The sequence below is a fragment of the Thalassoroseus sp. genome (genome assembly GCF_984380535.1).
Genome location: NZ_CFHRBF010000002.1, coordinates 256,403 through 280,208, shown reverse-complemented (window position 1 = coordinate 280,208; position 23,806 = coordinate 256,403). Strand labels below are relative to the sequence as shown.

At 54.9% G+C, this 23,806-nt stretch carries 20 protein-coding genes; 4 read left to right on the top strand and 16 right to left on the bottom strand.

The features are described from left to right. Positions 1 to 38 precede the first annotated feature (38 nt). On the bottom strand, positions 39 to 1,430 hold the full coding sequence (locus AC5DDB_RS03485) for a DUF1501 domain-containing protein (RefSeq protein ID WP_491738286.1): 1,392 nt from the start codon (positions 1,428 to 1,430) through the stop codon (positions 39 to 41). Between the two features lie 100 nt (positions 1,431 to 1,530). Then, a complete protein-coding gene (locus AC5DDB_RS03480; RefSeq protein WP_491738285.1) occupies positions 1,531 to 4,413 on the bottom strand; it encodes a DUF1553 domain-containing protein in 2,883 nt (960 codons plus the stop codon). Between the two features lie 258 nt (positions 4,414 to 4,671). Between AC5DDB_RS03480 and AC5DDB_RS03475 the strand changes: the two genes are divergently transcribed. From AC5DDB_RS03475 to AC5DDB_RS03465, 3 genes are read left to right on the top strand one after another with little or no spacing between them, the layout of a single operon-like run. Continuing rightward, positions 4,672 to 5,967, top strand: a complete 1,296-nt coding sequence (locus AC5DDB_RS03475; protein ID WP_491738284.1) for a hypothetical protein — start codon at positions 4,672 to 4,674, stop codon at positions 5,965 to 5,967. Positions 5,968 to 6,026: 59 nt separating this feature from the next. Further along, positions 6,027 to 9,128, top strand: coding sequence for a PSD1 and planctomycete cytochrome C domain-containing protein (locus AC5DDB_RS03470; protein WP_491738283.1), 3,102 nt, complete (start codon positions 6,027 to 6,029; stop codon positions 9,126 to 9,128). A 59-nt stretch (positions 9,129 to 9,187) separates the two neighbouring features. Then, positions 9,188 to 10,636: a DUF1501 domain-containing protein gene (locus AC5DDB_RS03465; protein WP_491738282.1), complete on the top strand. Its 1,449-nt coding sequence runs from the start codon at positions 9,188 to 9,190 to the stop codon at positions 10,634 to 10,636. Between the two features lie 14 nt (positions 10,637 to 10,650). Here the strand turns inward: AC5DDB_RS03465 and AC5DDB_RS03460 are convergent, their stop codons facing one another. Continuing rightward, positions 10,651 to 11,235 carry a methylated-DNA--[protein]-cysteine S-methyltransferase gene (locus AC5DDB_RS03460; protein ID WP_491738281.1) on the bottom strand — a complete coding sequence of 195 codons (585 nt, stop codon included), beginning with the start codon at positions 11,233 to 11,235 and terminating at the stop codon, positions 10,651 to 10,653. A 263-nt stretch (positions 11,236 to 11,498) separates the two neighbouring features. Here AC5DDB_RS03460 and AC5DDB_RS03455 point away from each other — a divergent pair, with 263 nt between their 5' ends. Beyond that, positions 11,499 to 12,242: a hypothetical protein gene (locus AC5DDB_RS03455; protein WP_491738280.1), complete on the top strand. Its 744-nt coding sequence runs from the start codon at positions 11,499 to 11,501 to the stop codon at positions 12,240 to 12,242. 153 nt (positions 12,243 to 12,395) lie between these two features. On the opposite strand, the gene AC5DDB_RS03450 is transcribed toward AC5DDB_RS03455, so the two are convergent. From AC5DDB_RS03450 to AC5DDB_RS03390, 13 genes are all read right to left on the bottom strand, one after another. Further along, on the bottom strand, positions 12,396 to 12,863 hold the full coding sequence (locus AC5DDB_RS03450) for a hypothetical protein (protein ID WP_491738279.1): 468 nt from the start codon (positions 12,861 to 12,863) through the stop codon (positions 12,396 to 12,398). 243 nt (positions 12,864 to 13,106) lie between these two features. Next, complete coding sequence (locus tag AC5DDB_RS03445) at positions 13,107 to 13,505, bottom strand: FoF1 ATP synthase subunit delta/epsilon (protein WP_491738278.1); 399 nt, start codon at positions 13,503 to 13,505, stop codon at positions 13,107 to 13,109. A 68-nt stretch (positions 13,506 to 13,573) separates the two neighbouring features. Then, complete coding sequence (atpD, locus tag AC5DDB_RS03440; protein WP_491738277.1) at positions 13,574 to 15,031, bottom strand: F0F1 ATP synthase subunit beta; 1,458 nt, start codon at positions 15,029 to 15,031, stop codon at positions 13,574 to 13,576. 146 nt (positions 15,032 to 15,177) lie between these two features. Continuing rightward, positions 15,178 to 16,056, bottom strand: a complete 879-nt coding sequence (gene atpG, locus AC5DDB_RS03435; protein WP_491738276.1) for an ATP synthase F1 subunit gamma — start codon at positions 16,054 to 16,056, stop codon at positions 15,178 to 15,180. Then, positions 16,057 to 17,592 (bottom strand): F0F1 ATP synthase subunit alpha, encoded by a 1,536-nt coding sequence (gene atpA, locus AC5DDB_RS03430; protein WP_491738275.1) that lies wholly within the window; start codon positions 17,590 to 17,592, stop codon positions 16,057 to 16,059. Next, on the bottom strand, positions 17,555 to 18,178 hold the full coding sequence (gene atpH / locus AC5DDB_RS03425) for an ATP synthase F1 subunit delta (protein ID WP_491738274.1): 624 nt from the start codon (positions 18,176 to 18,178) through the stop codon (positions 17,555 to 17,557). Before atpH ends, atpA begins: the two co-directional genes overlap by 38 nt. A gap of 53 nt (positions 18,179 to 18,231) precedes the next feature. Next, the gene (locus AC5DDB_RS03420; RefSeq protein ID WP_491738273.1) at positions 18,232 to 18,861 is read right to left on the bottom strand and encodes a F0F1 ATP synthase subunit B; all 630 of its coding nucleotides are present in this window, start codon (positions 18,859 to 18,861) and stop codon (positions 18,232 to 18,234) included. Between the two features lie 97 nt (positions 18,862 to 18,958). Continuing rightward, positions 18,959 to 19,258, bottom strand: a complete 300-nt coding sequence (locus AC5DDB_RS03415) for an ATP synthase F0 subunit C (RefSeq protein WP_491738272.1) — start codon at positions 19,256 to 19,258, stop codon at positions 18,959 to 18,961. A gap of 101 nt (positions 19,259 to 19,359) precedes the next feature. Beyond that, complete coding sequence (atpB, locus tag AC5DDB_RS03410) at positions 19,360 to 20,349, bottom strand: F0F1 ATP synthase subunit A (protein ID WP_491738271.1); 990 nt, start codon at positions 20,347 to 20,349, stop codon at positions 19,360 to 19,362. Positions 20,350 to 20,352: 3 nt separating this feature from the next. Next, positions 20,353 to 20,805 (bottom strand): hypothetical protein, encoded by a 453-nt coding sequence (locus AC5DDB_RS03405; RefSeq protein ID WP_491738270.1) that lies wholly within the window; start codon positions 20,803 to 20,805, stop codon positions 20,353 to 20,355. Between the two features lie 155 nt (positions 20,806 to 20,960). Next, positions 20,961 to 21,173, bottom strand: a complete 213-nt coding sequence (locus tag AC5DDB_RS03400) for an AtpZ/AtpI family protein (protein ID WP_491738518.1) — start codon at positions 21,171 to 21,173, stop codon at positions 20,961 to 20,963. A 139-nt stretch (positions 21,174 to 21,312) separates the two neighbouring features. Further along, complete coding sequence (locus tag AC5DDB_RS03395) at positions 21,313 to 22,353, bottom strand: SMP-30/gluconolactonase/LRE family protein (protein WP_491738269.1); 1,041 nt, start codon at positions 22,351 to 22,353, stop codon at positions 21,313 to 21,315. Then, a complete protein-coding gene (locus AC5DDB_RS03390) occupies positions 22,350 to 23,618 on the bottom strand; it encodes an alpha/beta hydrolase (protein WP_491738268.1) in 1,269 nt (422 codons plus the stop codon). The genes AC5DDB_RS03395 and AC5DDB_RS03390 overlap by 4 nt, the downstream gene beginning before the upstream one ends. Positions 23,619 to 23,806 lie beyond the last annotated feature (188 nt).

The following is a 23,806-nucleotide window of genomic DNA, read 5'->3' as shown; positions in this document are numbered from 1 at the left end:
TCGGCGGGCTTTTTTGTTTGGTCACGGATAGCCAACGGCTACGCCAAAATGTCGTGCACGACATTCCCGTAGACATCGGTCAGACGGAAGTCGCGACCGGAGTAACGATAGGTGAGTTGTTCGTGGTTGAGGCCGAGTTGATGCAGGATGGTGGCGTGGAGATCGTGCATGTGGACTCGGTTTTCGACGGCGTAATAACCGTAGTCGTCCGTCTCGCCGTACGCGATTCCGCCTTTAACGCCACCACCGGCTAACCACATCGTGAAGCCCTGCGGGTTGTGATCGCGACCATCATTCCCTTGAGCAATTGGTGTGCGACCAAACTCACCGCCCCAAACGACGAGGGTGTCATCAAGTAAGCCGCGGGCTTTGAGATCTGCGAGTAACGCAGCGATCGGTTGGTCCACCGCGAGGCTATTTCGTGTGTGGCCGTTTCGTAAGCCGCCGTGCTGATCCCACACATTCCCGGTCGAAACTTGAATATACCGCACACCAGCCTCGGCACACCGTCGCGCGAGAATGCATTGCTTAGCGAAGTTGCTCGTCTCTTTCTTGTCGACACCGTAAAGGTCTTGAATGGACTTCGGCTCTTGAGATAAATCGAGCACATCGGGAGCTGTTTGCTGCATGCGGAAAGCAAGTTCGAAGGACTCAATCGCGCCTTCAATTTGTTCGTCTTGAACCGATCGATTGAGATGATTGCGGTTCAAACTCTGCAAGAGATCGAGTTGTTTTCGCTGGGCAGTCAGGCTTTCACCGGTGGATAAGTTTTCGATCTTTCCACTTCCGAGTTTGCCCGAACTTCCAATGGTCGTCGCTTGGTGGGCCGCCGGTAGAAATGCGGAACCGTAGTTGCGTGGGCCGCCGTGACCGCTCGGCGGGCTAATCGAAATAAACGCGGGGAGGTTTTGATTTTCCGCACCCAGACCGTAACTTACCCAAGCTCCGACGCTCGGACGAACAAAATTATCGGTGCCGGTGTGCAACATGCAAACGGCTTGCCCGTGCGATTGCCCACGACTATGCATCGAACGAATGACACAAAGGTCGTCAACGTGCTTGGCAACGTTGGGCATCAACTCAGAAACCCACAGCCCGCTTTCGCCGTGTCGATCAAACTTCCAAGGCGACTTCATCAACTTGGGTTTCGCACTGATATTCGGAGCCGGATCGAATGGCAGGTTCTTACCATCGTCAGCTTGAAGTCTTGGTTTGTAGTCGAACAGGTCGACTTGGCTAGGACCGCCATGCATAAACAGAAAGATCACTCGTTTCGCCCGCGGGGCGTGATGCGGCCGGACTGCAGCGTGTGATTGCCTATTTGCTTCGGCTGCTAGACCTGCGAATGCTAGGTAACCAAAGCCGCAGGCGCTTGATTGCAGTAGTTGTCGGCGGGTTAGCGGAGTTGCGACTGGGTTTTGAGAACGCATTGGGAATGGCCTTATTCAATCATTGAGTTTAGCTAATTGTCACAATCCGCTTGTCTAGTTTCTCGCATGACACGCTGTAGAGTCATGCAAGTCGATTGGTCTAGTCGACCAAGCGAAATTCCGTTGTCGCGAATAGTGCCTGAACTAGCTGTGTCCAAGCATCCTGTGAAAACGATTGGTCTGCTAAGTACTGTTCGGTCTGTTCGACTTCCGTCGTCGTTGGCATGCGTGCGTAGACTTTCTGATAGAGTGGGATCAGTCGGTCCGTCGTCGTTAGGGAATCGTCCTGAGTCAGCAGTTGCGTCGTAGCTTTCGCTCGGGATCTCACAAACGGCGAATTGAGCATATAGAGTGCTTGAGCCGGGACGTTTGTCAGTGATCGCTTACCGACGACGACATCTGGGTCGGCGAAGTCAAATGTTGTCAGGAAGGTGGGCAGTTGGTTTCGGATGATCGGCAAGTACATGCTGCGGCGAAGCGAGACATTGCTAGAACCGCTCGAACCCTGACTACCATTGTCGACGACGAGATATTTATAGTCTTTCATCGGGGCTTCGTTCGGACTGAGATCGAGTTCGCCGCTGACGAACAACATCGCGTCACGGATCGACTCAGCTTGCAATCGTTTGCGGTTGGCACGCCAGAGCAGTCGGTTGTCGGGATCGGTTTCCGCGAAATCGGCATGGAACTTCGTACTCATTCCGTAGGTGCGAGACAGCACGATACGGCGGATAAGTTGTTTGATGCTCCAGCCGTTCTCTACAAATTCAACCGCGAGTGTGTCGAGTAGTTCCGGATGCGATGGCGTTTCGCCGAGATGTCCAAAGTTGTCGACCGTTCGCACGAGACCACTGCCAAACAGGTGATGCCAAACTCGGTTGACGATCACGCGGGCAGTGAGTGGGTTGTCAGGGCGAACAATCCAGTCGGCAAGTTCCAGTCGACCGCTTTGTTCGGAGTTCTCGATGTGTCTGGGTTCGGAATCCAGAACTTGCAAGAACCCCCGCTGTACCTTTTGGCCTTGATTCTTGACTTCGCCGCGAATGCAGATGTTGCAGTCGTCAATTTGCGGTGCTTCACGCGCAGCCATCACAAGCGGTGCGGGAGCCGGCGCTGATTTCTCGAGGTCTTTGAGTTGCTTCTCGAACTGTTTCACGACGGCCTGAGCCGACTTCACTTGTTCACGAAGTTTCGTGGATTCGTCGGAGACTTTTTGGGCCTTGGCAGTCGCGATCGGCTGCTGTTTGACGGGGATGAATTGGACGGCGTCGGCGATCACATAATCCGTGGTGCCGGTGTTGGAGATCGTTACCGATCCGTTCTTCCCGGCTTCGAATTCAAAGGTTCCCAGCGGTTCGAACAGGGAATCGATCTTGGCGACTTTGGTCTGGTTGAGCTTGAGCTCGTGCTCGCCTTTCGCATGACGAATCGTTACCGGCACTGCGGAATCGCGACCAGAACTGCCGGCGTACGAAATACGAACTTCATAACGACCGGCTTCGGGTAAGTTTGGGGTCCAGGTGACAGACTTCGTTCCCTGACCGGTTTTTTCGTCGTGGATGTAGCCATCGCCGACGTAATTCGGACTGAATTTCGATTCCTTCCAATCACCGACGATTTTGGCGTCCGTGTTGTCGACGACAATTCCCTCATAACTACTGCTGAGTCGCCCTAAAGATTTTTCAGCGGCAGAGAGAGATTTCTTCGCCGCATCCAGCTTCGATTTGACGGCTGCGACCGCTTCCCGGTGTTGCTTCAACGCTTTCGCGTGTTCCGGTGAAACGGGCAGTGAGGTTTCTTTCCATGCCGAGACATACTGCTGACTTTCACCTTCGAGTGTGACAGTGCTCTTGAAAATGCCCGCCAGCGCGTAGTAGTCGGCTGTGGGAATGGGGTCGAACTTGTGATCGTGACAGCGGGCACAACCGAGCGTCAGCCCAAGGAACGTTTTGCCGACGGTGTCGAGTTGTTCGTCGACGACGTCCATCTGCAGCTTCTTCTTGTCGCGTTCACTGAGCATCTTCGCGCCGATGTTTAGAAACGTGGTCGCGGTCAGTTGCTCGGCCCGTTGGTGTCGGTCCTCGTATGGCAACAAATCGCCGGCGAGTTGTTCGCGGACGAATTCGTTGTACGGCTTATCATTGTTGAAGGCGTTGACAACGTAATCACGGTACCGCCAGGCATTGTAGAAACTTGCGTTGAAGTCGCTGCCATTCGAGTCGGCGTAACGGGCGACGTCCAACCAATGTCGTCCCCAACGCACGCCGTACTGAGGTGAGGCCAGCAACCGATCGACGACCTTGGCCTTTGCGACGGCATCGGTCGATTCATCGGCGAGAAACGCTTGTTGTTCTGCGATTGTCGGCGGCAAACCGATGAGATCGAATGTGACGCGTCGCAACCACGTCCGGCGGTCGGCATCCGGGGCAGGGTGCATGTTCTCGGCTTCCAGTCGGGACAGCACGAAGTAATCAATGTCATCGCGGGGCCATTGGTTATCTTCGACGGTCGGCACTCCGGACGATTCGGGCAGTTGGAAGGCCCAGAAATCGCGGGCGGTGTTCCAGTCGTAACCCTTGTGGGCGGTCTTGACCGGGGCGTCGCCCTCACGCGGATCGTAAGCGCCCGACCGCACCCATGTTTCGAGAATCTTGATGTCCGCGTCGGACAGTTTTCCCTGGGGTGGCATTTCGAAGGTGAGATACTTCACCGCATCAATAAGGGGGCTTTCGTCCGGTTTGCCGGGGATGATGGCGGGGCCGCTATCGCCACCGGTGACCCATCCGGCTTTCGTGTCGATCGCCAAACCGCCTTTGAGTTCGTCGGAATCCGCGGAGTGACACTCGTAGCAATGCTTGACGAGCAATGGCCGAACTTTGCTCTCAAAGAACTCAGCATCATTGGCGTACAGATTTCCGACGAAGTGCAGACTGAACGCGACAAGACTGAGACGCAAAGACGTTTGGAGCGCGAGCGATTGCATGGAGAGCGTCCATTTGGGAAGGATGCTGGGCGGGTATGATCAGTGATTGCCGTGTGGGGCACGACTCGCCATTTGGACAACACTCGTAAATTGTCCACGCCAAACCTTAACCGAATTTCCTGGCGTTGACAAATCGAATGTGAAATTTGTCCATGTGCTGATGCGTCTTGCGGGGGACTGTGTCGCGTCGTCGCGGATCGGCGACAGATCACTTACACTAAAGACAACGCGGATCGGTTGGCGTAGGGAGTTCCGGTGATGAAGCAGATGGTTGGGTTTCTACTGTGCGGTTGGGTGATCTGGAGCGGTTGTGCGGAAGATCCACACGCACCACCAGCGAAGACGGAAGAGAAGCCGAAGTCGCAGCCAGAGGCGAAATCCGTCGAGCACTCGTCGCCGGACAGTTCCGTCCTCACCGAACTGCAGGAAATGCGGAACGGACTGCGAAACGGGCAACCACAGGTGTTGTGGTACAAGTTGCCAGCAGATTTTCGAGACGACGCGGAGTCGCTGGTCCACGAATTTGCGGACCGCGTCGATGAGGAACTCTGGCGAAATGCGTTCGCGAGTTGGCAAAAAGTCCGGCAGATTCTCGCAGAGAAGAGCGGCTACATCCTAGCGTTGCCGGAATTCGAGGAACTCAGTGACGACGAGCAACAACGGTTGCAGACGCGGTTGCAGCAAACAGCCGGCCTGTTGGAAACGATTCTCGAAAGTGATCTATCGAGTCTCACGAAGCTTCGCCGGATCAGCATCGGGGAGTTTCTGAAGACGAACGGCTCCGAGTTACTTTCAAGTTCTTCAAAGTCGAACGAATGGATCTTCCCGACGGACGCCGATCCACAGGTGTTGGCCGAGGATGAGCAAACGACCCGCATTGGCTGGTTTCGTTCGGGCGAGGAAACGCCGACACGTGTCGAGTTGTGGGTGCGACACGGGCGACACTGGGTGTCGGCGGATTGGCTGCTGGTTTGGGAACAAATTCGGCTGGCCCGACAGGAATTGAAAACCACGACGGAACCGTTAGGAGCGGTGGCGGAACGTTTACAGTCGCTGCAAGCGGCGGACAGTGTTCTGACACAACTCGTGACCGCCAAAAACGAGTCAGAGTTCGCTGAGGTTTGGCAACGTGACGTGAACGACAACGTTCGTACGCAGATTATCGGGCAACTCCGCGGATGGGCTGGAATCGAGACGCCGATTGTCGAAGCGGAGTCGGCTACGAATCCCGATTCGAAATCAGATCCCGAAACCGGATCATCCCCGATCACGAATGCCACGCAAGCGGATTACGTCACCATCGAAGTCCGAGGCAAACTCGACGAACAAGCCGAGGACGTATTGTTTCTGGCGTTCGAAGCTGCAATTGTTGGAGATGCCGACGTGCTCGCGTTGCCTGGCGAGAAAAACTGGACGAGCCAAGTCGGGCCCGTGCGGGATGTCGAAGCGTTTGCAAAACGCCTTCGGATTGGCCGAATTGTTGAGGTCGATGCGGAAAATCGGCGAATCGTTTTGGAGTGGACCGATCCGACCAGTTTCCGTACACCGGACTGATCTGTTAGAATTGATGCGTTATTCGCATCTTCCGATTGAACCATCACGAGGTTCCATTCATGGAAATCCGTTTCAGTCTTCTTCTCCTTCCTGGTGTTCTATCTGCAATTGGTCAACCGATTCGAGCGGCCGAGCCAATTGATTTCAATCGCGATATCCGCCCGTTGTTGTCGGACCGTTGTTATCACTGTCACGGACCGGACGCCGCGCATCGCGAGTCTGGTTTGCGGTTCGACACCCAAGACGGTGCGATGGCTGAAACCGACACCGGCAATCATGCCATTGTCCCCGGTGAGCGGGCCAAGTCCGCGATGTGGGAACGAATCACGTCGACCGACCCAGCTCTGAAAATGCCACCGCCGGAGTCAGGACGGAAACTTTCGAAGTCCGACATCGAGACGCTTGGCCGGTGGATCGACGAAGGGGCACCCTGGGCGAAACATTGGTCGTTCATTGCTCCTGTGAAGGCAGAACTCGCGCAAACGAAATGGGAAGACCGCGTTCGAAACCCGATTGATCGATTCGTGTTCGCGCGGTTGGAGAAAGAGGGACTCACACCGTCTCCAGAAGCCGACCGGGAAACACTGATTCGTCGCGTGACATTCGATCTGACAGGATTGCCACCGACGCTTGATGAAATCGATGCGTTTCTCGCGGACGAGTCGCCGGATGCTTACGAGAAGGTGGTCGATCGGTTACTTCGCTCTCCACGTTTCGGCGAGCACATGGCGCGATATTGGTTGGATGCCGCCCGTTATGGCGACACGCACGGTTTGCACCTCGACAACGAACGCAGCATTTGGCCGTATCGGGATTACGTGATCGATGCGTTCAATAACAACAAACCGTTCGATGAATTTACGATCGAGCAAATCGCCGGCGATTTGTTGCCGGAACCGACTTTGCAACAACGCATCGCTACGGGGTTCAATCGCTGTAATGTCTCCACAAGTGAGGGCGGGGCGATCGCCGAGGAGTTCCGCGTTCGTTACGCCATCGATCGGACCGAAACACTAGGGACCGTGTGGATGGGACTGACGGTCGGTTGTGCGGTCTGTCACGATCACAAATACGACCCGATCTCCCAGGCCGAGTTCTTTCAACTCTATGCGTATTACAACAGCACCGCCGACAATGCGATGGACGGGAACGCATTGTTGCCACCGCCCGCGGTTCGTGTGCCTACGGAAGAACAGCGACAACAAATCGCCGATTTGCAAGCGAAGATTACCAAGCTCGAACACACGCTAACCACAAAAGCAATTAACTACCCTTATGAAGACCCCGGTCCCGAAGCCGATTCTGCCTTAGAAGGACCGCGTGAGTTTGTTTGGATCGAGGATTCCGTACCTCCTGGTGCCAGTCCGATGGGGAATTCGCCATGGGAGTTTGTGACGGCACCGGCTCCCGTGTTCAGCGGAGAAAAGGCCAGCAAACGGACCGCTACCGGACTGAGTCAGCATTTCTTTCAAGACGCTTCACCCGGATTGATCGTGGGCGAGAACGACACGTTGTTCGCTCACGTGTACCTCGATCCGAAGAATCCGCCGCAAGAAATCATGCTGCAATTCAATGATGGTAACTGGGAACATCGTGCGGTTTGGGGAGCCGACAAAATCGATTGGGGCCAAAAAGATTCTCCCAGTCGTCGGTCCTTTGGCGAACTGCCGGAAGTCGGCCAGTGGGTTCGGTTGGAAGTCAAAACCCAAGACGTCGGGTTGAAGCCGAACAGTGTAATCAAGGGGTGGGCTTTCACCCAATTCGGCGGGACCGTCTATTGGGACAAGGCCGGCATCATCTCTGAGAACCGTCAGGCGGGAGATGGCTTTGCATCGCAACTCGCTTGGGAACAATCGATGGCGACTCGCAAGTACGAAGGTCTGACAGCCGACATTACCGCTGCTCTCAAGACACCAACCGCCGAACGAACACCCGCGCAGAATGAACTCGTCAAAGCGTATTTCATTAGTGAGGTTTATCCGAAATCGCGACCGGAATTCGATCAGATGCGAAGCGAGTTGCAAAAGACTCGTGACCAAATTGCCGGAATTGAAAAGCAGGCTCCGAGCTCGCTCGTGATGGCCGACCAACCGAACTTGCGACCGACTTACGTGTTAGAGCGGGGCGAATACGACAAACCGAACAAAGAGCGTGAAGTCTTCCCGAACGTGCCAGCAGTGTTGCCCGCACTCCCGGAAGATGCTCCCAAGAATCGGTTGGCACTTGCGGAGTGGTTAGTCAGTGATTTGCATCCATTAACGGCCCGCGTGATCGTCAATCGCGATTGGCAGCGATTCTTCGGCACGGGGCTCGTGAAGACTGCGGAGGATTTCGGAGCGCAAGGCAATTGGCCTTCGCATCCTCAATTACTCGATTGGTTAGCCGTCGAGTTTCGCGAGAGCGGTTGGAACGTCAAGCACATCCAGAAGCTGATTGCGATGTCGTACACGTATCGGCAGTCGAGCCATGCCAGTCGGGAAGCGTTTACCCACGACCCCGAAAACCGTTTGCTCGCGCGAGGCTCACGATTCCGTCTCGATGCGGAAATGTTGCGAGATTACGCACTCGCTACAAGCGGATTGCTCGTCGAACAGATCGGCGGCAAGAGTGTGAAGCCGTATCAACCGGGCGGATTGTGGGAGGCGGTTGGTTATACCTCCAGCAACACCGCGAAATTCAAGCAAGACAACGGCCATGCACTTTATCGTCGCAGTATGTACACATTTTGGAAACGCACCAGTCCGCCACCGTCAATGGCCACGTTTGATGCCCCCACGCGGGAAGCGTGCACCGTGCGGCGTCCGCGAACGAACACGCCGCTGCAAGCATTGGTGTTGATGAACGACACGCAATACGTCGAAGCCGCTCGACATTTCGGCGAACGAATTGTCGAAGAGGGTGGAGAGTCCGACGACGACCGCTTGATCTTCGGATTCCGGGTCACGACAGGACGCCATCCAAATCCGCAGGAACTCCAAGTACTGAATACGGTGTTAGTCCAATATCGTCAGCAATACGAGGACGAACCCGAAGCCGCGAAAAGCCTGTTGTCCGTCGGTGACTCACCGGCCACCGAAACCGACCAACCCGGCGAACAAGCCGCGTGGACGATGATCGGGAGTTTGCTGATGAACCTCGATGAAGCCATCACCAAGGGGTGAGTCTTCGGTCGAGTGTGAACCCATGAAACAATTTCGCATTGAAGGTCAGGAATCGAGCTATGCATCCGCTGTTGCAAACACGACGTCATTTCTTCGGCCGTTCCGCGACCGGAATCGGAACGGTCGCGTTGGCCTCGTTATTGAATTCTTCGAACTCGGCCTCCGCGAATGAGACATCCCCACAGACCGGAGGAGTGCTGAAGTCATTGCCGTTCCCGGCGAAAGCGAAACGCGTCATCTATTTGTTCATGTCGGGGGCTCCGTCCCAACTCGATATGTTCGACTACAAACCCAAGATGGACGCGATGTTCGACAAAGACCTGCCAGACTCCATTCGGCAAGGTCAGCGACTGACCACCATGACCAGCGGTCAAAAGCGATTTCCCATTGCACCGACGAAATACAAGTTCGCCCAATACGGGAAGAGCGGGGCGTGGGTCAGCGAATTGTTGCCGCACACCGCGAAAATCGTCGACGACTTGGCCTTTATCAAAACGGTCAACACAGAGGCAATCAACCATGACCCGGCGATCACATACATCCAAACCGGTTCGCAGCAACCGGGGCGTCCGAGTTTAGGAGCGTGGCTGTCATACGGTCTCGGGCAAGAGAACCAAAACCTGCCTGGTTTTGTGGTACTGCACTCGACATGGAGTGCCAAACGTGATGCCCAAGCGATTTACTCTCGGTTGTGGGGCAGTGGGTTTTTGCCGTCGAAACACCAGGGTGTGTCGTTGCGATCACAAGGCGATCCGGTGTTGTACCTGTCGAATCCGCCCGGCGTGGACGGCCAAGCCCGTCGCACGATGCTCGATGCATTAGGGCAACTCAATCGGCAGCAGTTCGATGCCGTCGGTGATCCGGAAATCAATACCCGCATTGCCCAGTACGAAATGGCGTACCGTATGCAGACTTCGGTGCCGGATTTGATGGACCTCAGCGGCGAACCGAAACACATCCTCGAGCAATACGGTCCGGATGTCAGCAAGCCCGGCACGTTCGCAGCGAATTGCTTACTCGCCCGCCGACTGGCCGAACGCGACGTGCGATTTATTCAAATCTTCCACCGCGGTTGGGACCATCACGGGGCGTTGCCACGCGATTTGCCGCTGCAATGCGGAGATATCGACCAACCCGCCTCCGCCTTGGTTCAAGACCTCAAACAACGGGGACTCCTCGAAGATACCCTCGTGATTTGGGGCGGAGAATTCGGCCGGACAATTTATTGCCAAGGCGGTCTGACACGTGAGAACTACGGTCGCGACCATCACCCACGTTGCTTCACCATCTGGATGGCTGGCGGCGGTGTGAAGGGCGGAATCACGTACGGTGAAACGGACGACTTCAGTTACAATGTTGCCGAGAAACCCGTGCACATTCACGATTTGAACGCCACGGTGCTCCGCTGTTTGGGCATTGATCACGAACGGCTCGTCTACCGCTTCCAGGGCCGAGATTTCCGCCTGACCGATGTGCACGGGAACGTCGTCGAGGAAATTCTCGCTTAACACCGGTCGGTCGCTCACACGATCTCGGCAAACAATGTGCGTTCGGCGTGCGTCGAATCAGAGTGGCAACTGGCTTCCAAATCGAGCAGCTGTTTCTTGAGGGTGACTCCACCCGGGGCGGAGAAACCCCCGAATTGCCCACTCGACGGGACAACGCGATGACAGGGAATGACCACTGGCATCACATTGGAAGCCATCACGCTTCCCACCGCCCGTGCCGCTCGTGGCGACCCTGCGCGGCGGGCCAATTCGCCATAGGTGACGGTCTCGCCATGTTCGATCTGGCGACAAGCCTGCAAGACTTGTGACTGAAACGATGTCGTTGGTTTTGTCGAAATCGGAATGTCCTGAAAACTGTCGATTTCCCCAGCGATGTAATTCTTGATTCGCTTTTTCAACGCGAATGTATCGTCATTGCCAGGGGTCAAATTGCCAGCTCGTGATTGGAGGGCCTTCCAAGCGGCAGATTCCGTGCGATTCCCAATCACAACCCCCACAATCGCTGCATCCGTATAGGCATAGCCCCACCAGCCCAGCGGGGTCAGGAAAATACATCCCGCTGGCATTTCGTTTGCGGCGACATTTGCTTGGAATTCCATGATATGCTCGCTGAACGTTGGTCTTTGACCTCATTTCCCGCTCTGGATAGAATACCCTCAGACTCAACGGAGTTCGACCCGAACGAAAAGATTTGATCTCGAATGCTCATCAGACCGTTGAGCATGATGTTTGGATAGGCAAACGTGCGAAAACGATGCGCACGGTCAGAATTTTACTCCAGCACGACGACAACCACCACAAACCAGAACACGATGGCCCGTGGCGGCCCAGTTGCGTGCCCTAAATTGATGAGGTGGTCCCGATGAATCTCTATGATTCCCTCGCGGATGAATTTTATATCAATATGAACCTCAGTACGGAGATGAAACTCCCGGAGAGTCGCGAGACGATCCTCAACTTCTTTGAACGCATCCAAAAGACCTATCCGACCATGCGGAACTTTTACACGCGTGAGAACGGGGATTTTGTCTTGGAGGAAGACAAAGAGCAGGGCAGCCAGCGTTGGTTATCTCTAGAGCCCCGTTGTATTTGCAGCGGCCAAGTCAATCCGCCCGATGTGGATCTCGCCGTCGAGCAGCACGCCACCGTCTTGCAACTCGTGCCCTACATGCTCTCAGTCAGTCCTTTGGACTGCGAAGCTTTGGACTACATGATGGGCTTCGATTTCTCGTATCAGGGGAATCACGACCAACTCGTCGCCGAAGCTCTCGGGGCCGGCCCGGCTTTCGACGGACTAGTCGACGTGCCCGGCGCAAGAATTCTCAATTACAAACCCTCGATGACGCTCGTCTTGGATGAGGAATGTCGTCAATGGGCACGATTGTTGGTCGAAACCCGGACCACCCCGTATCAACTACGGCGAGGTGAATTCTCGGAAGATCAGATCAGCGTGTACTTTACAGTGCGTCAGTACGGCAGCCTCGACCCCGGCACATCATACGAGAGCGAATTGGCCGTGCTACGCTCCAAGTGTGAAGAATTACTTGATCGGTATGTCGTGGATCAAGTCCTCCGACCGCTGGCCCAAGCGATCTCGGCTCGTTAGGCAACATTGATCGACCGGAATGACAGACTTCTTAGTGCAAATACCAACATGGTATCGGAAGACAATCAGGGGGGTTGGCGGAAATCCAGAGATTCACGCATCCCCATCCTCCGTTAACGCGTCGGCTTTTGTGATCAAAGTCCGTTACACGATCTAAGCAGCACGACGAAGGTTGTTTTGCCGACGATTCCGTAGCTCATAGGTCGAATGAGCTTGGACTTGGTTGATCCGATTCGCGAGGTGTGTCTGCGCTTCAAGCAGCATCGCGGCAATGTCCGCCTGAGCAATTTCTTGTCGGTCTAGGGTCGCGGAGCGATGATCGAGATGGTCGGTCATCGCTTCAATCTGATCGAGTAATACATGCAGATCATCAATCAAGTCGATGGCTTGTGTCGTCGATTGGTCTCCCTCCTGGGCATCCTGTTGCTCAACCGCAAAGTTAGCGATGCGGTGAAGTAATGCACTTGCACCAAGTTCGCGGTTCTGTTCGAATTTTGCGACAAATTGCTCTTCGTGTTCAATGAGTTCCACAAGTTCAAGGGCAGAAAGCTCCTCGATTGCTGTCTCATCAGATTCCCAAGAGCCTAATACTTGCAACTGGTCGAAGGTATCAAAAGCCAATATGGATTCCTTGGCATTCAGCCGATTTTGGCGTTGACGATACGTAAGAATGGCTGGTTGCAATGGCCGAAGCGCACAGTCGCTCAGAAAGGCGACCGGGTTTGCATCGGACGTGCCATTCCATGGGACAGTCCGGTTGCCAGCCAGAGGAAATGTCGTCAAACCGAGACGATCGACATGAAGGAATCGGTCGCATTCAGCTTACGACCGATTGAAACGATTAGGCAAGACCGCGGTCGAACGCTATGTCGCCATATCCAGCATGCGACGGGCTCGTTCCTGTTCGCGAATTTTGTGAGCGTACTCTTCGTCGGTCGAGGCGGGTAGGGCATTCGCTGTTACGAGAGCTTCCTCGGCAACGGAACGTTGCAAATCTTTCTTGGCGATTGCTCGCTCAGTCAGCAGGGAAACAACTCCGTCGACGATTTGAACAAAGCCGCTGTCGATAAAGAACGACTTCTGCTCTGACCCGACAGTGACCAGCAATTCACCATATCCGAGTCGACCAACAAGCGGTGCACGCCCCGGCAGAATCCCGATGGAACCATCGTACAATGGGAACCGTAAGGAATCTGCAGGCGTCGAAAGCACCGTTTTTTCCGGTGTGGTGACCACAAGTTGTAATCGCTCGGAATCGGCCATGCCGTTCAACTCAATCTACGAAGGTGCATTTTTCATAAAGTTGTCACACAGAGACTGACAACCGATGCCTACGACTCTTGCATCCGCTTCGCTTGTTCTTCCGCTTGCTCGATCGAACCCACATAGCGGAACGCAGATTCTGGCAAGTGGTCCCATTTACCGTCGCAGATTTCTTCGAAGCTGCGGATGGTGTCGGCCAGTGAGGTGACTTCCCCGGGTTTACCAGTGAACGGCTCAGCGACGATGAACGGTTGCGAGAGGAACTGTTCGATTCGGCGAGCACGGTGCACGACCTGCTTGTCCTCTTCGTTCAATTCATCGACCCCGAGAATCGCGATGATGTCTTGAAGTTCGCGGTAACGCTGTAGAATCTGCTGCACGCGGCGAGCACAGTTAAAGTGTCGATCGCCCACGTACTGCGGGTCCAAAATACGACTGGAAGACGCGAGCGGGTCGATCGCCGGATACAAACCACGTTCCGCGATTCGTCGTTCCAGGTAGATGAACGCGTCCAAGTGACTAAACGCGGTCGCCGGAGCAGGGTCGGTCGGGTCGTCGGCAGGCACGTAAACGGCTTGCACCGACGTGATCGCCCCTTTGTTCGTCGAGGTGATCCGTTCTTGCAGCTCCCCTTGTTCGGTCCCAAGCGTTGGTTGGTAACCCACAGCGGATGGCATCCGTCCCAACAACGCGGACACTTCCGAACCGGCTTGCGAGAAGCGGAAGATGTTGTCGATGAAGAGCAGTGTGTCCATCCCGGTTTCATCGCGGAACCACTCGGCCATCGTGAGAGCCGACAATGCCACCCGCAAGCGGGCACCCGGCGGCTCGTTCATCTGTCCGAAGACCATGCAAGTCTGCTCGATGACGTGACGAATCCGACCGGTTTCGTCCTTCCCCATCTCTGTTTCTTGCATTTCCAACCAGAGGTCGTTTCCTTCACGCGTCCGCTCGCCGACACCGGCGAACACCGCGTAACCCCCGTGCTGGCTGGCGATCCGGGCGATCAACTCGGTCAGGATGACGGTCTTACCCAGACCTGCACCACCGAACAGACCCGCTTTCCCACCACGCACGAACGGGGTGAGCAAGTCGACCACTTTGATCCCGGTTTCGAACAACTCGGTTTTTGCGGAGAGGTTCGTGAGGTCCGGGGCAGGGCGGTGGATCGGCCAACGCACGTCGTGTTCAACGTCACCACGACCATCGATTGGCTCACCGAGCACGTTAAACACGCGGCCAAGTGTGCCCTTTCCGACCGGCACTGACAGCGGGGCACCGGTGTCTGTCACCTGCATCCCACGGACCATACCGTCGGTTGAACCCAACGCCACGCAGCGAACGCGGCCGCCCCCGAGGTGTTGTTGAACTTCCCCGGTCACTTTGATGGGGTTGCCCTTCACTTCGGCATCGACAACGCAGGCGTTGTAGATGTCCGGCATATGCGATTCTTCAAATTCGGCATCGAAAATCGAACCGATCACCTGAGTGACTTGACCGACATTGGTCGCTGTGGCTGTAGACATATTATTTATCCCACACGATTCTTCTTTGATCGAAATCAACACCCAGGCTGAAATAACGATTTAGGATGTGCGTTTCTGGTCGATTAAGGTCGAAATTCAGTCGCTTGGTGCCGGTTGTGTCCCACCGAATCAGGTCGATCGGAACTCTATTCGAGAGCTGCGGCTCCACCGATAATTTCAGCCAACTCACTTGTAATCTGTTGTTGTCGTGCTCGGTTATATCGTTGCTTGAGGTTGCCGATCATTTCATCCGCATTCTCCGTGGCCCCTTTCATGGCGACCATGCGGAAAATTTGCTCACTCACAGCGGCGTCCAAGAAACACTTAAATAACCGAGCCTTGAAGGCAGCCGGAACGATTTCCTCAAGGATCTCGTTAGCGGATGGTAGGAACTCGTAGTCGACCGACGCTTGCGGTTCTTCGCCGTTTTCGTCAGTTGTCAGGTTGCCAATTGGCAGGAGCGTCTCAACCAACGCTTCTTGCCGACTCGCCGTCCGAAACTCCATCCAAGCGACATCGAGACGGTCAATTGTCCCGTGGGTGAATTCTGCGATGTAACGCTCGGCTAGCTCGTTCACTTCCTCGAACGATGGCTTATCTTCGAAGTGCGTATAAGTCCGCTCGAGTTCGTAGCCTTGGAACCCCATGACAGAGATTCCCCGCTTACCTGCGACTTCGACCTGAGTATTAACGCCGGAACGTCGCAACTCTTGGATTCGCGAAAGTCCCTGCCGCAGTACGCTGGCATTGTAACCGCCGCACAAACCACGGTTGGCTGTGATGACGAGCACAATCGCGTTCTTGGTCTCTTCACGCTGCTGCAGAAGCGGGTGCTCAATTTTGAGATCCGCTTGGGCGAGATCCGCGACGATTTCGTTGATTTTCTTGGTATACGCCGACGCTTCGGTGGCGCGGTCCATCGCCCGTTTGAATCGGGCGGTGGCAATCAACTCCATCGTGCGGGTGATCTTGCGGATGTTACGCACCGCCCGCAGACGTTTGATAATCGCTCGGGCTTTAGCCATCTAAGCGGTTTCCTCTTCGGTCTTGTAGGTCCGGGCGGCCCAGTCAGAGAAGTGGCGAAGGGCTTCTTTCAACTGGGTTTCGAGTTCGTCGCTGAGAGCTTTCGTTTCGTCCAGTTGCTTCCAAATCTCGTTCTTCTCATCGTGCATATAGCGGAGCAACTCTTGCTCGGCTTCTGGCACTTTGTCGACGGGAACCTTATCGAAGTACCCTTTGGTTCCAGCATAGATGCTGATGACCTGGTCGGTCGTCGCCATCGGATTGTACTGCTTTTGTTTGAGCAGTTCGACCATCCGGTAACCACGGTCCAACTGTCGTTGAGCAGCGGGGTCAAGTTCGGTCCCGAGTTGAGCAAACGCTTCGAGTTCGCGGAAGGCCGCCAAGTCGAGCTTCATACCGCCGGCGACTTTCTTCATCGCTTTGGTCTGAGCGTTACCACCCACGCGGGACACACTAATCCCCACGTTAATCGCCGGGCGAACACCCGCGAAGAACAAATCCGGTTCGAGGTAAATCTGACCGTCGGTAATCGAAATCACGTTGGTCGGGATGTACGCCGAAACTTCTCCTTCGAGGGTTTCGATGATCGGCAACGCGGTTTGCGAGCCGCCACCGAGTTCATCGCTCAACTTCGCCGAACGTTCGAGCAGACGGCTGTGGGCGTAGAACACGTCACCCGGGTAGGCTTCACGACCCGGCGGACGTCGCATCAACAACGACAGTTGCCGATACGCTTGGGCTTGTTTTGAAAGGTCATCGTAGACGACGAGCGTGTGTTTGCCGTTGTACATGAAGTACTCGGACATCGCACAACCGGCGTAGGGAGCAATGTACTGAAGCGGTGCCGGGTCGGACGCGGACGAAGATACGACGATGGTGTAATCCATCGCGCCGTGTTCTTTCAGCGTTTCGACGACTTGGCGAATGTTCGCTTGGCGTTGACCACAACCGACGTAGATGCAAATGACATCGCCGCCTTTTTGGTTGATGATGGCGTCCAATGCAATCGCGGTTTTCCCGGTCTTGCGGTCACCAATGATCAATTCCCGTTGGCCACGACCGATTGGGGTCATCGCGTCGACCGCTTTGATCCCGGTTTGCATTGGTTGCTTCACCGGTTGGCGAGCAACCACGCCCGGAGCAGCGGTCTCGAGTGGACGGGTTTCCGTGGCGGCAATTGGGCCTTGGCCGTCGATCGGGTTGCCGAGCGGGTCGACAACTCGGCCGATTAGAGCATCCCCGACCGGTACGGAAAGGAGTGCACCGGTCGCGCGGACTTCATCGCCCTCTTGGATGGATTTATAGTCACCGAGCAGGATGATCCCGACGGAGTTTTCTTCCAGGTTGAAGACCAAACCGTTGACGCCATTCGGGAATTCGACCATTTCCCCCGCCATTGCGGACGAAAGACCGTACACCCGAGCGATCCCGTCACCGACTTCAAGCACGCGGCCGACTTCGGTGGTTTGAATTTGACCCTCAAAATCGCGAATTTCCGCTTCAAGAACTGAAGCGATCTCTTGCGCGTTGAATTTCATGATGGCTCCTCTGACGCAGCCGCCCGCGCAGCTGTTTCATGCGGCTACGGAGTGATGAATCGTAAACAGTATCTCCAATTTGGATGATGAGTCCGCCGAGGAGTTCCGGTTGAATTTCGACATGCAGAATCGGCTCGAACGACAATTGGCTTCGCAGCTGATTCTGAATTTGTTGGTATTGCTCGTCCGTAAGTGGTCGAGGGGTCCGCACTACCACCGGTTGCCGTCCGTTGCGTCGATCGTTCTGAATGGTTGCCATTCGCATGACCAAAGGAAGTAGTTCCATTCGGTTGTTGCGGACAAGCACACGCAGAAAGTTTGCGAACACCGGAGTGCTTCTGGGGGCGACGACTCGCTCGATCAATCCGAGCTTATCATCATGGCTGACAATATTGGAGAACAACAGGTCTTGAAACGCGGGGTTGGCCGTCAAAACATCGTCTAAGAATGAATGACCTTCTTCAAGAATATCGTTTCCGTCAGCCGCCCCTAAAAGGGCGTCAGCGTAAACTGATGCCACCGCTTGGGCACTGGGATCCTGCAATACGCTAGGGACCCGAGACGTGGGTAATTCCGATTCGGCCATAATTTGACTTTCGACGCCGTGCGATCAAGTAAAAACCGCGACAACAACTCCGATCAACGTTTCTCCGAAAACTGCGCGAGTGCATCACCGATGAGTCGCGACTGGTCTTCGTCTGTAAGACTCCGACCCAGAACGTGCTCGGTGGCATCTGCAACTCGGGCGGTCATGGCATCGAACAGTTCTTGAACAGCTTGATCTTTTGCTCGTTCAATCTCTTCGACAGCCTTCTGCTTGCGGCTTTCCGCTTCGCGGTCTGCCTCGGCGAGCTTTTCGGCTCGCAGGGCATCAGCCTTCGCGTTGGCTTCGGCAAAGATTTCTCGAACTCGATCGTCGGCTGCTTCGAGCTGTCCTTCGTAGTCTTTTCGAAGCTGTTCGGCTTTCTCGCGTTCCTGCTTGGCTTCTTCAATGTTGCTGCGAATGTTGTTCTCACGTTCTGCCAAAGCTTTCGAAATGGGTTTGAAAGCGGTGGCAGTTAAAATGACGAGCAACAAAATGAACACGACAAACGTGTAGACGGCAAGGTCCGCACGCGGATCGAGTCCCGATTCCAGGTCTACCAATTCGGCGGCTTCGTCCTCGGGAGCGGCACCGACATGCACGTGCGCGCCGTGTCCATGTTCTTCCTCAGCAGCTTCCACCCACCGAGGCAGGATCGAAACTCCGAGAAAAAGTAGTAATGTCAAGCAAAGTCTCACAGCCGGAAGCTCCTGAAGCTAGTTCCTGGAACCGAATTGCTGTCTCGCAACGAAGACGCAACGAGCAAGCGTTTAGTCTTCGGAATCAAAGACCAACGAACAGAGCAGCAAAGGTGAAACCTTCGATCAACGCAGCCGCGATGATCATGGCCAACTGTGCGTTCCCCGCAATGCTAGGTTGACGAGCCATCGCTTCCAAAGCAGCGGCTGCAATCCGAGAAATCCCGTAGGAAGCCCCGATCACGATCAGGCCAGCACCGAAAGCACTGGAGAACTCGATCAACACGGTTCCGCTTTCGCCACCTTCTTCTTGCGCCATTGCTGGAGCGGCAAAGACCAAGAGCAGAACCAACACGAGCGAGCCAATTCGAACCAACTTGTTCACGAGTCACGTCTCCCTAGTTGTGGGAAAAAGAAAAAGTCTTTGAAGGTGTCGTACCAACTTATTGACGACTAAACAGGTTTCGTTTTGATTTCAATCAGTGATTAGTGTTCGTGCACCGCGGAACCGATGAAGAGCGATGCCAACAGTGCAAAGATATAGGCTTGCAAGATCGCCACAAACAATTCGAGCAAGCTCAGCAGTGTCGTTCCGATGATGCCCGAGAAGGCAGCGATTCCAAAAGATGCATTTGGGTCTTTTGCAGCGGAGACGACCAAGCCTAGGATTGCAAGCAACACGAGGTGTCCAGCTGCCATGTTGGCGAACAAACGCAAGCCTAACACAGCATGCTTGATGAACAGCCCGAGCACTTCAATCAAGAAGATGAACAGCTTGAGTGGTGCGAGAGTCCAGTGCAAGTCCATGGTCGGCACAAATCCAGACCATAACCATTTGGGACCAAACTCTTGTAAGCCGGCGACGAATACCGAAATCAAGATCGCTGCGGCCAATGCTAATGTACAGCTCAGTGCCCCTGTCGCGGTTCCCATCCAGGGAATCAGACCAAGTAGGTCACAGAAGAGGACGAAGAAGAAGACCGTCCAAATCAAAGGGAGAAACTTCGATGCTCCGTGGTGAATGTTCGCCTTCACGATGTCGACGCGAACGAACTGCATCACCGCTTCGACCAGGTTTGCCAATCGACCTTTTGGTGGGCCGTCGGCGGTGACTTTTTTCGCCATCCAGCGGAAGAGCAAGATCATGAAGATCGCGACGACTAGCTCCAACACCATGAACTTGGAAAATGCAAATGGTGTTTCGGCTCGATACAGCGATTTCAGTTTGACACCCGGCGGCTGAGGAATCAGAACTTTCCCCGCCATTTGAGTGTTGAATTCGTGCAACGCGTGCTCGGTTTCCGCTTCCGTGTGAGCCTCTGTGTAGCCACTTTCCTCAGTGAGATGAAAGTCATCTTTATGAAGTTCGCGAAGGAACAGCGGAACATCCTTCAGGCTTTGATAGTTCGGTTTCCAGAGAAACTTAGGAACTTCAAAGTAGTAGCTATCTTTAATGTGAAGAATGTCGCTCGCCATGGCTTAGACCGCCTCCACTTTATTGACATGAGACCGTTCCAGCGAACTGGACTGATCGGTTTTTTCGTCATTGCCGACTTCGAGACCTGCAGATTGCGACTTCAACATCCACAGGCTGAGGGCGGTTTCGGTTGTTAACGTCAACAGAAAGAACACGACCACCGCGAGCCGAAAACCGGCCTCCTCGGCGTGTTCCCACCGTTCGAGTACAATAAATGCCCAGGCGAAAACGAAAGCCGTACGCACAAGCATTCCGCCAAACGCAGAAGCAATGGCATGCCGTGGGTCTCGAAACAAGAAATGCACGCCCAAGGCCAACAAGCCGGCCAACCAACAGATTGCCGCCGCTAACCCAACTGCCCAGGAGCCGTTTTCGCCGTAGCGAGAATCAAAAGCCCACAGGCACACTGGCAAGGCAAGCAGAACCGTTAGTGTCAACAGTCCACACGACGTCATTCCACGACGCCATGGAGAAGTTGGAGGAGTTGTTGACGGGACGGGAACGCTCACGGGTCGATCTATGAACTTCGAGCCAGTTTGGTGTGATGTTGAGTCACCTGAATAGTCTTACTGACAGTCAGAGTCAAGCGACTTGATTAAAAGTTTGTGATTCACTCGATTTTCTCTCGCGAGGGTCCTTTCGGAGCCTGCGAATCCATCGAGCGAGTCATTCGAATGAGGTGCCACATTCCGATCACCAGTCCAAGAACGAACCCGATGACCACACAAAATTGGGTCTCCCATTTCGAGTCAAGCCAGCGGCCGATAAGGCCCGGAATGACCATCTCCGCAACCACAGTTGTGATGCGGGCCACCCATGCCATTCCTGCGGCTAAAGGTGTTATCGCCGGTTTCTGGTCGTCTGGCATTGATGAGCCCGCAGTTTAGAGGTGGTGTGATGCTGGGTCAAAGCCGGGATTGAGTGTGAATCCATTTTCTTAAAAGTGGGAAGACGTACGGCGGTCAATCGGAGGCTCGCGCAGGATGGAAGCCTGTGGTTTTGAGATTGATGCGGTACAGCCCTTTGCCTGACGTCACGAACAGCGTCTGGGCTTGTGGGCCGATTCCAAAACTACAGTTCGTAGGCAGAGCAGGGGATGGAATGTAAGCGACTTCCTTGCCTTCGGGGGTGTAGACGGTAATTCCAAAACGGTCGGCTTGGCGAACGGCAGCGTAGATGCGGCCATCGGTATCGATTGTCATGCCATCGGTGCCGGTTTGTTGGCCAAAGTCGACCAGCATGGTTTTTTTGCCGAGGGAGCCGTCTTTCTTGATCCGGAATGCGTTGAGGGTCATACGTCCCGGATTCGCTCGTCCGCCTTCTTTACGGACATCGAGACTGCCGTTGTTCGTTTCGGCAACATACAGAGTTTTGCCATCGGGAGAGACGTGCACGCCGTTCGGTTTTTCGATGCCGTTTTTGCCCTTGGCTTTAGTTACGCGATGTACGCTACCGTCCAGGTCGAGACGGTAGACACTCATGAGATCCATCTCGACAGGCTCATTGCCGGCATACCGTGGGTCAGTGAAGTAAACGCTGCCGTTAGGATGGACAACCAAATCGTTCGGGGAGTTGAGCCGTTTGCCTTCAAACTCTTCGACAATCGGGTGGACCGAGCCGTCTTTCTTGATTTCAACAAGTGCCCGCAAGCCACCCATCGCACCGCAGCAGCCAAGCAGTCGGCCAGACTTGTCGAACATCAGGCCATTGCTTTTGCCGCTGTCTTTGCAGAAAACGCTGGTTTCCTCTGTGGTTGGATCGAACTTCAGAATTCGCCCGACACCGTCTTCCGCGAATGCAATGTCGCTGAAGTAGATCATGCCGTCCGGTGCGACGGCCACTCCCTCGGTGAATTCGCCCTCGTTCCAAAGTTCCTCAAGCTGGGCGTCTTTCGGCAGAATGGCTGCATCGCCGGTTGGGGTGTCGGCTGCAAGTGTCCACGATGTCGTGAAACCGGTAACGAGGCCGGCAAGTAGAACGGAAACTCTGAGGCGGGGTGTCATGGCTGGGGCGATCCTGATTCCACGGTGTGATGTTGAAGAAACTGCTCGGTCATTTCCCGGCGGATGCGCTGCCGGAGTTCCTGACTCATCAGCGTGCCGTGATCTTTGCCTGGATGCAACTCGACGACCGCATCGCTCCCCAATTTCTTCAGAGATTTCTGCAACAGACGCGTCGCCCCTTCCAGGTAAAACGTGTCTTCGTCACCCATGAAGACATGCAGTTTTCCGGCAAGTTTATCTTTGACCCGGCCCCAGTTTCGTTCGAGATACAGCCGGATGTCGTACTTCTTCCACTCCTCGGCAACGTCAGAGTTGACCTCGCCAGTTTCGCGGTCCCAGATCAGAGCAGGGGACCCATCCGCAGTTTTCGGGCTGAAGACGGCTTCAAAACTGTGAAGCTGTCCGCCAGGACCGAGCGTGTCTTCCATCTCGGCAAAATCTCGATACCACACCAATACCTTCCCGTTCTGCCGACCGAGTGGACGACGTTTACCGTCGGCGTCGACGTACATGTTCTCGCCGGCTTTGTAGAGGTTGATTTGCTGGAAGTCACGGAAATCGACAGGATCGGGAGCGGTGCTCCACACGCCGCCGAATGTGTCCGGGTGTGTGATCTGCACCCACAAGCTGCTCCATCCGCCCGAAGAGTGCCCGGTGAGAAACCGAGCGGTGGGTTCGGCGATGGTGCGAAATTCTTGATCGAACGTCGGGATCAGTTCTTCGACGAGTGCCGTTCCATAAGGTCCGTTATTCGCCGAGTCCGCAAATACGTGGTGACCGAGCGGGCAACTGGGGTCAAGCATGACCCGGAAGAACTCCACGCCCTCCGCGTTATTTTCGTCGACAGGACGGTCGCGGAAACCGTGTCGATGTGTGCCACCGAATCCCGGAATGGTGAATATCGTCGGGTATCGACGTTGCGGCTGGTCGTAATAACTCTTTGGCAACACCACTGTCGCGTGAAGATAGACGTCCTTTTTGTGAAAATTGCTTAAAAGTTTTGAGTGCACACGGAGCAGTTTCGACCACCGCGAGTCCGGCCATTCTGGTTCCGGCACTGTACGGTTGAGCGTCAACTCAACCTCGGATTGATTGTCGCTGGTGATCTTGACGGCCTCGCTGAAGGCGTTTCCAGGGCCGGTCCCCACCTCACGTTCCCAGGTGTTCCAACGGGCGACCGCTTGGGCTTTGTAGTTGGTCCAGTCGATCGAATCCAAGTTGCGAGGAAACGTGATCGTGTCACCGTCCGTCGCGTCAATTGTCAAGGTTTTCCCGGGGCTCCAGTTTATAACGTCTTTCGAGATAAAGGGTTCGGGATGGAACCAGTTGGGGCCGCAACGTGGTTCTCGGTTTGATGACCCACAGAACACCGTGACACGCCCGGTGAATGGGCTGCTCCGTAGCGATTTGTCGAACTTCACCTTGAATATCGGTACGTCTGCCGAAACAGACA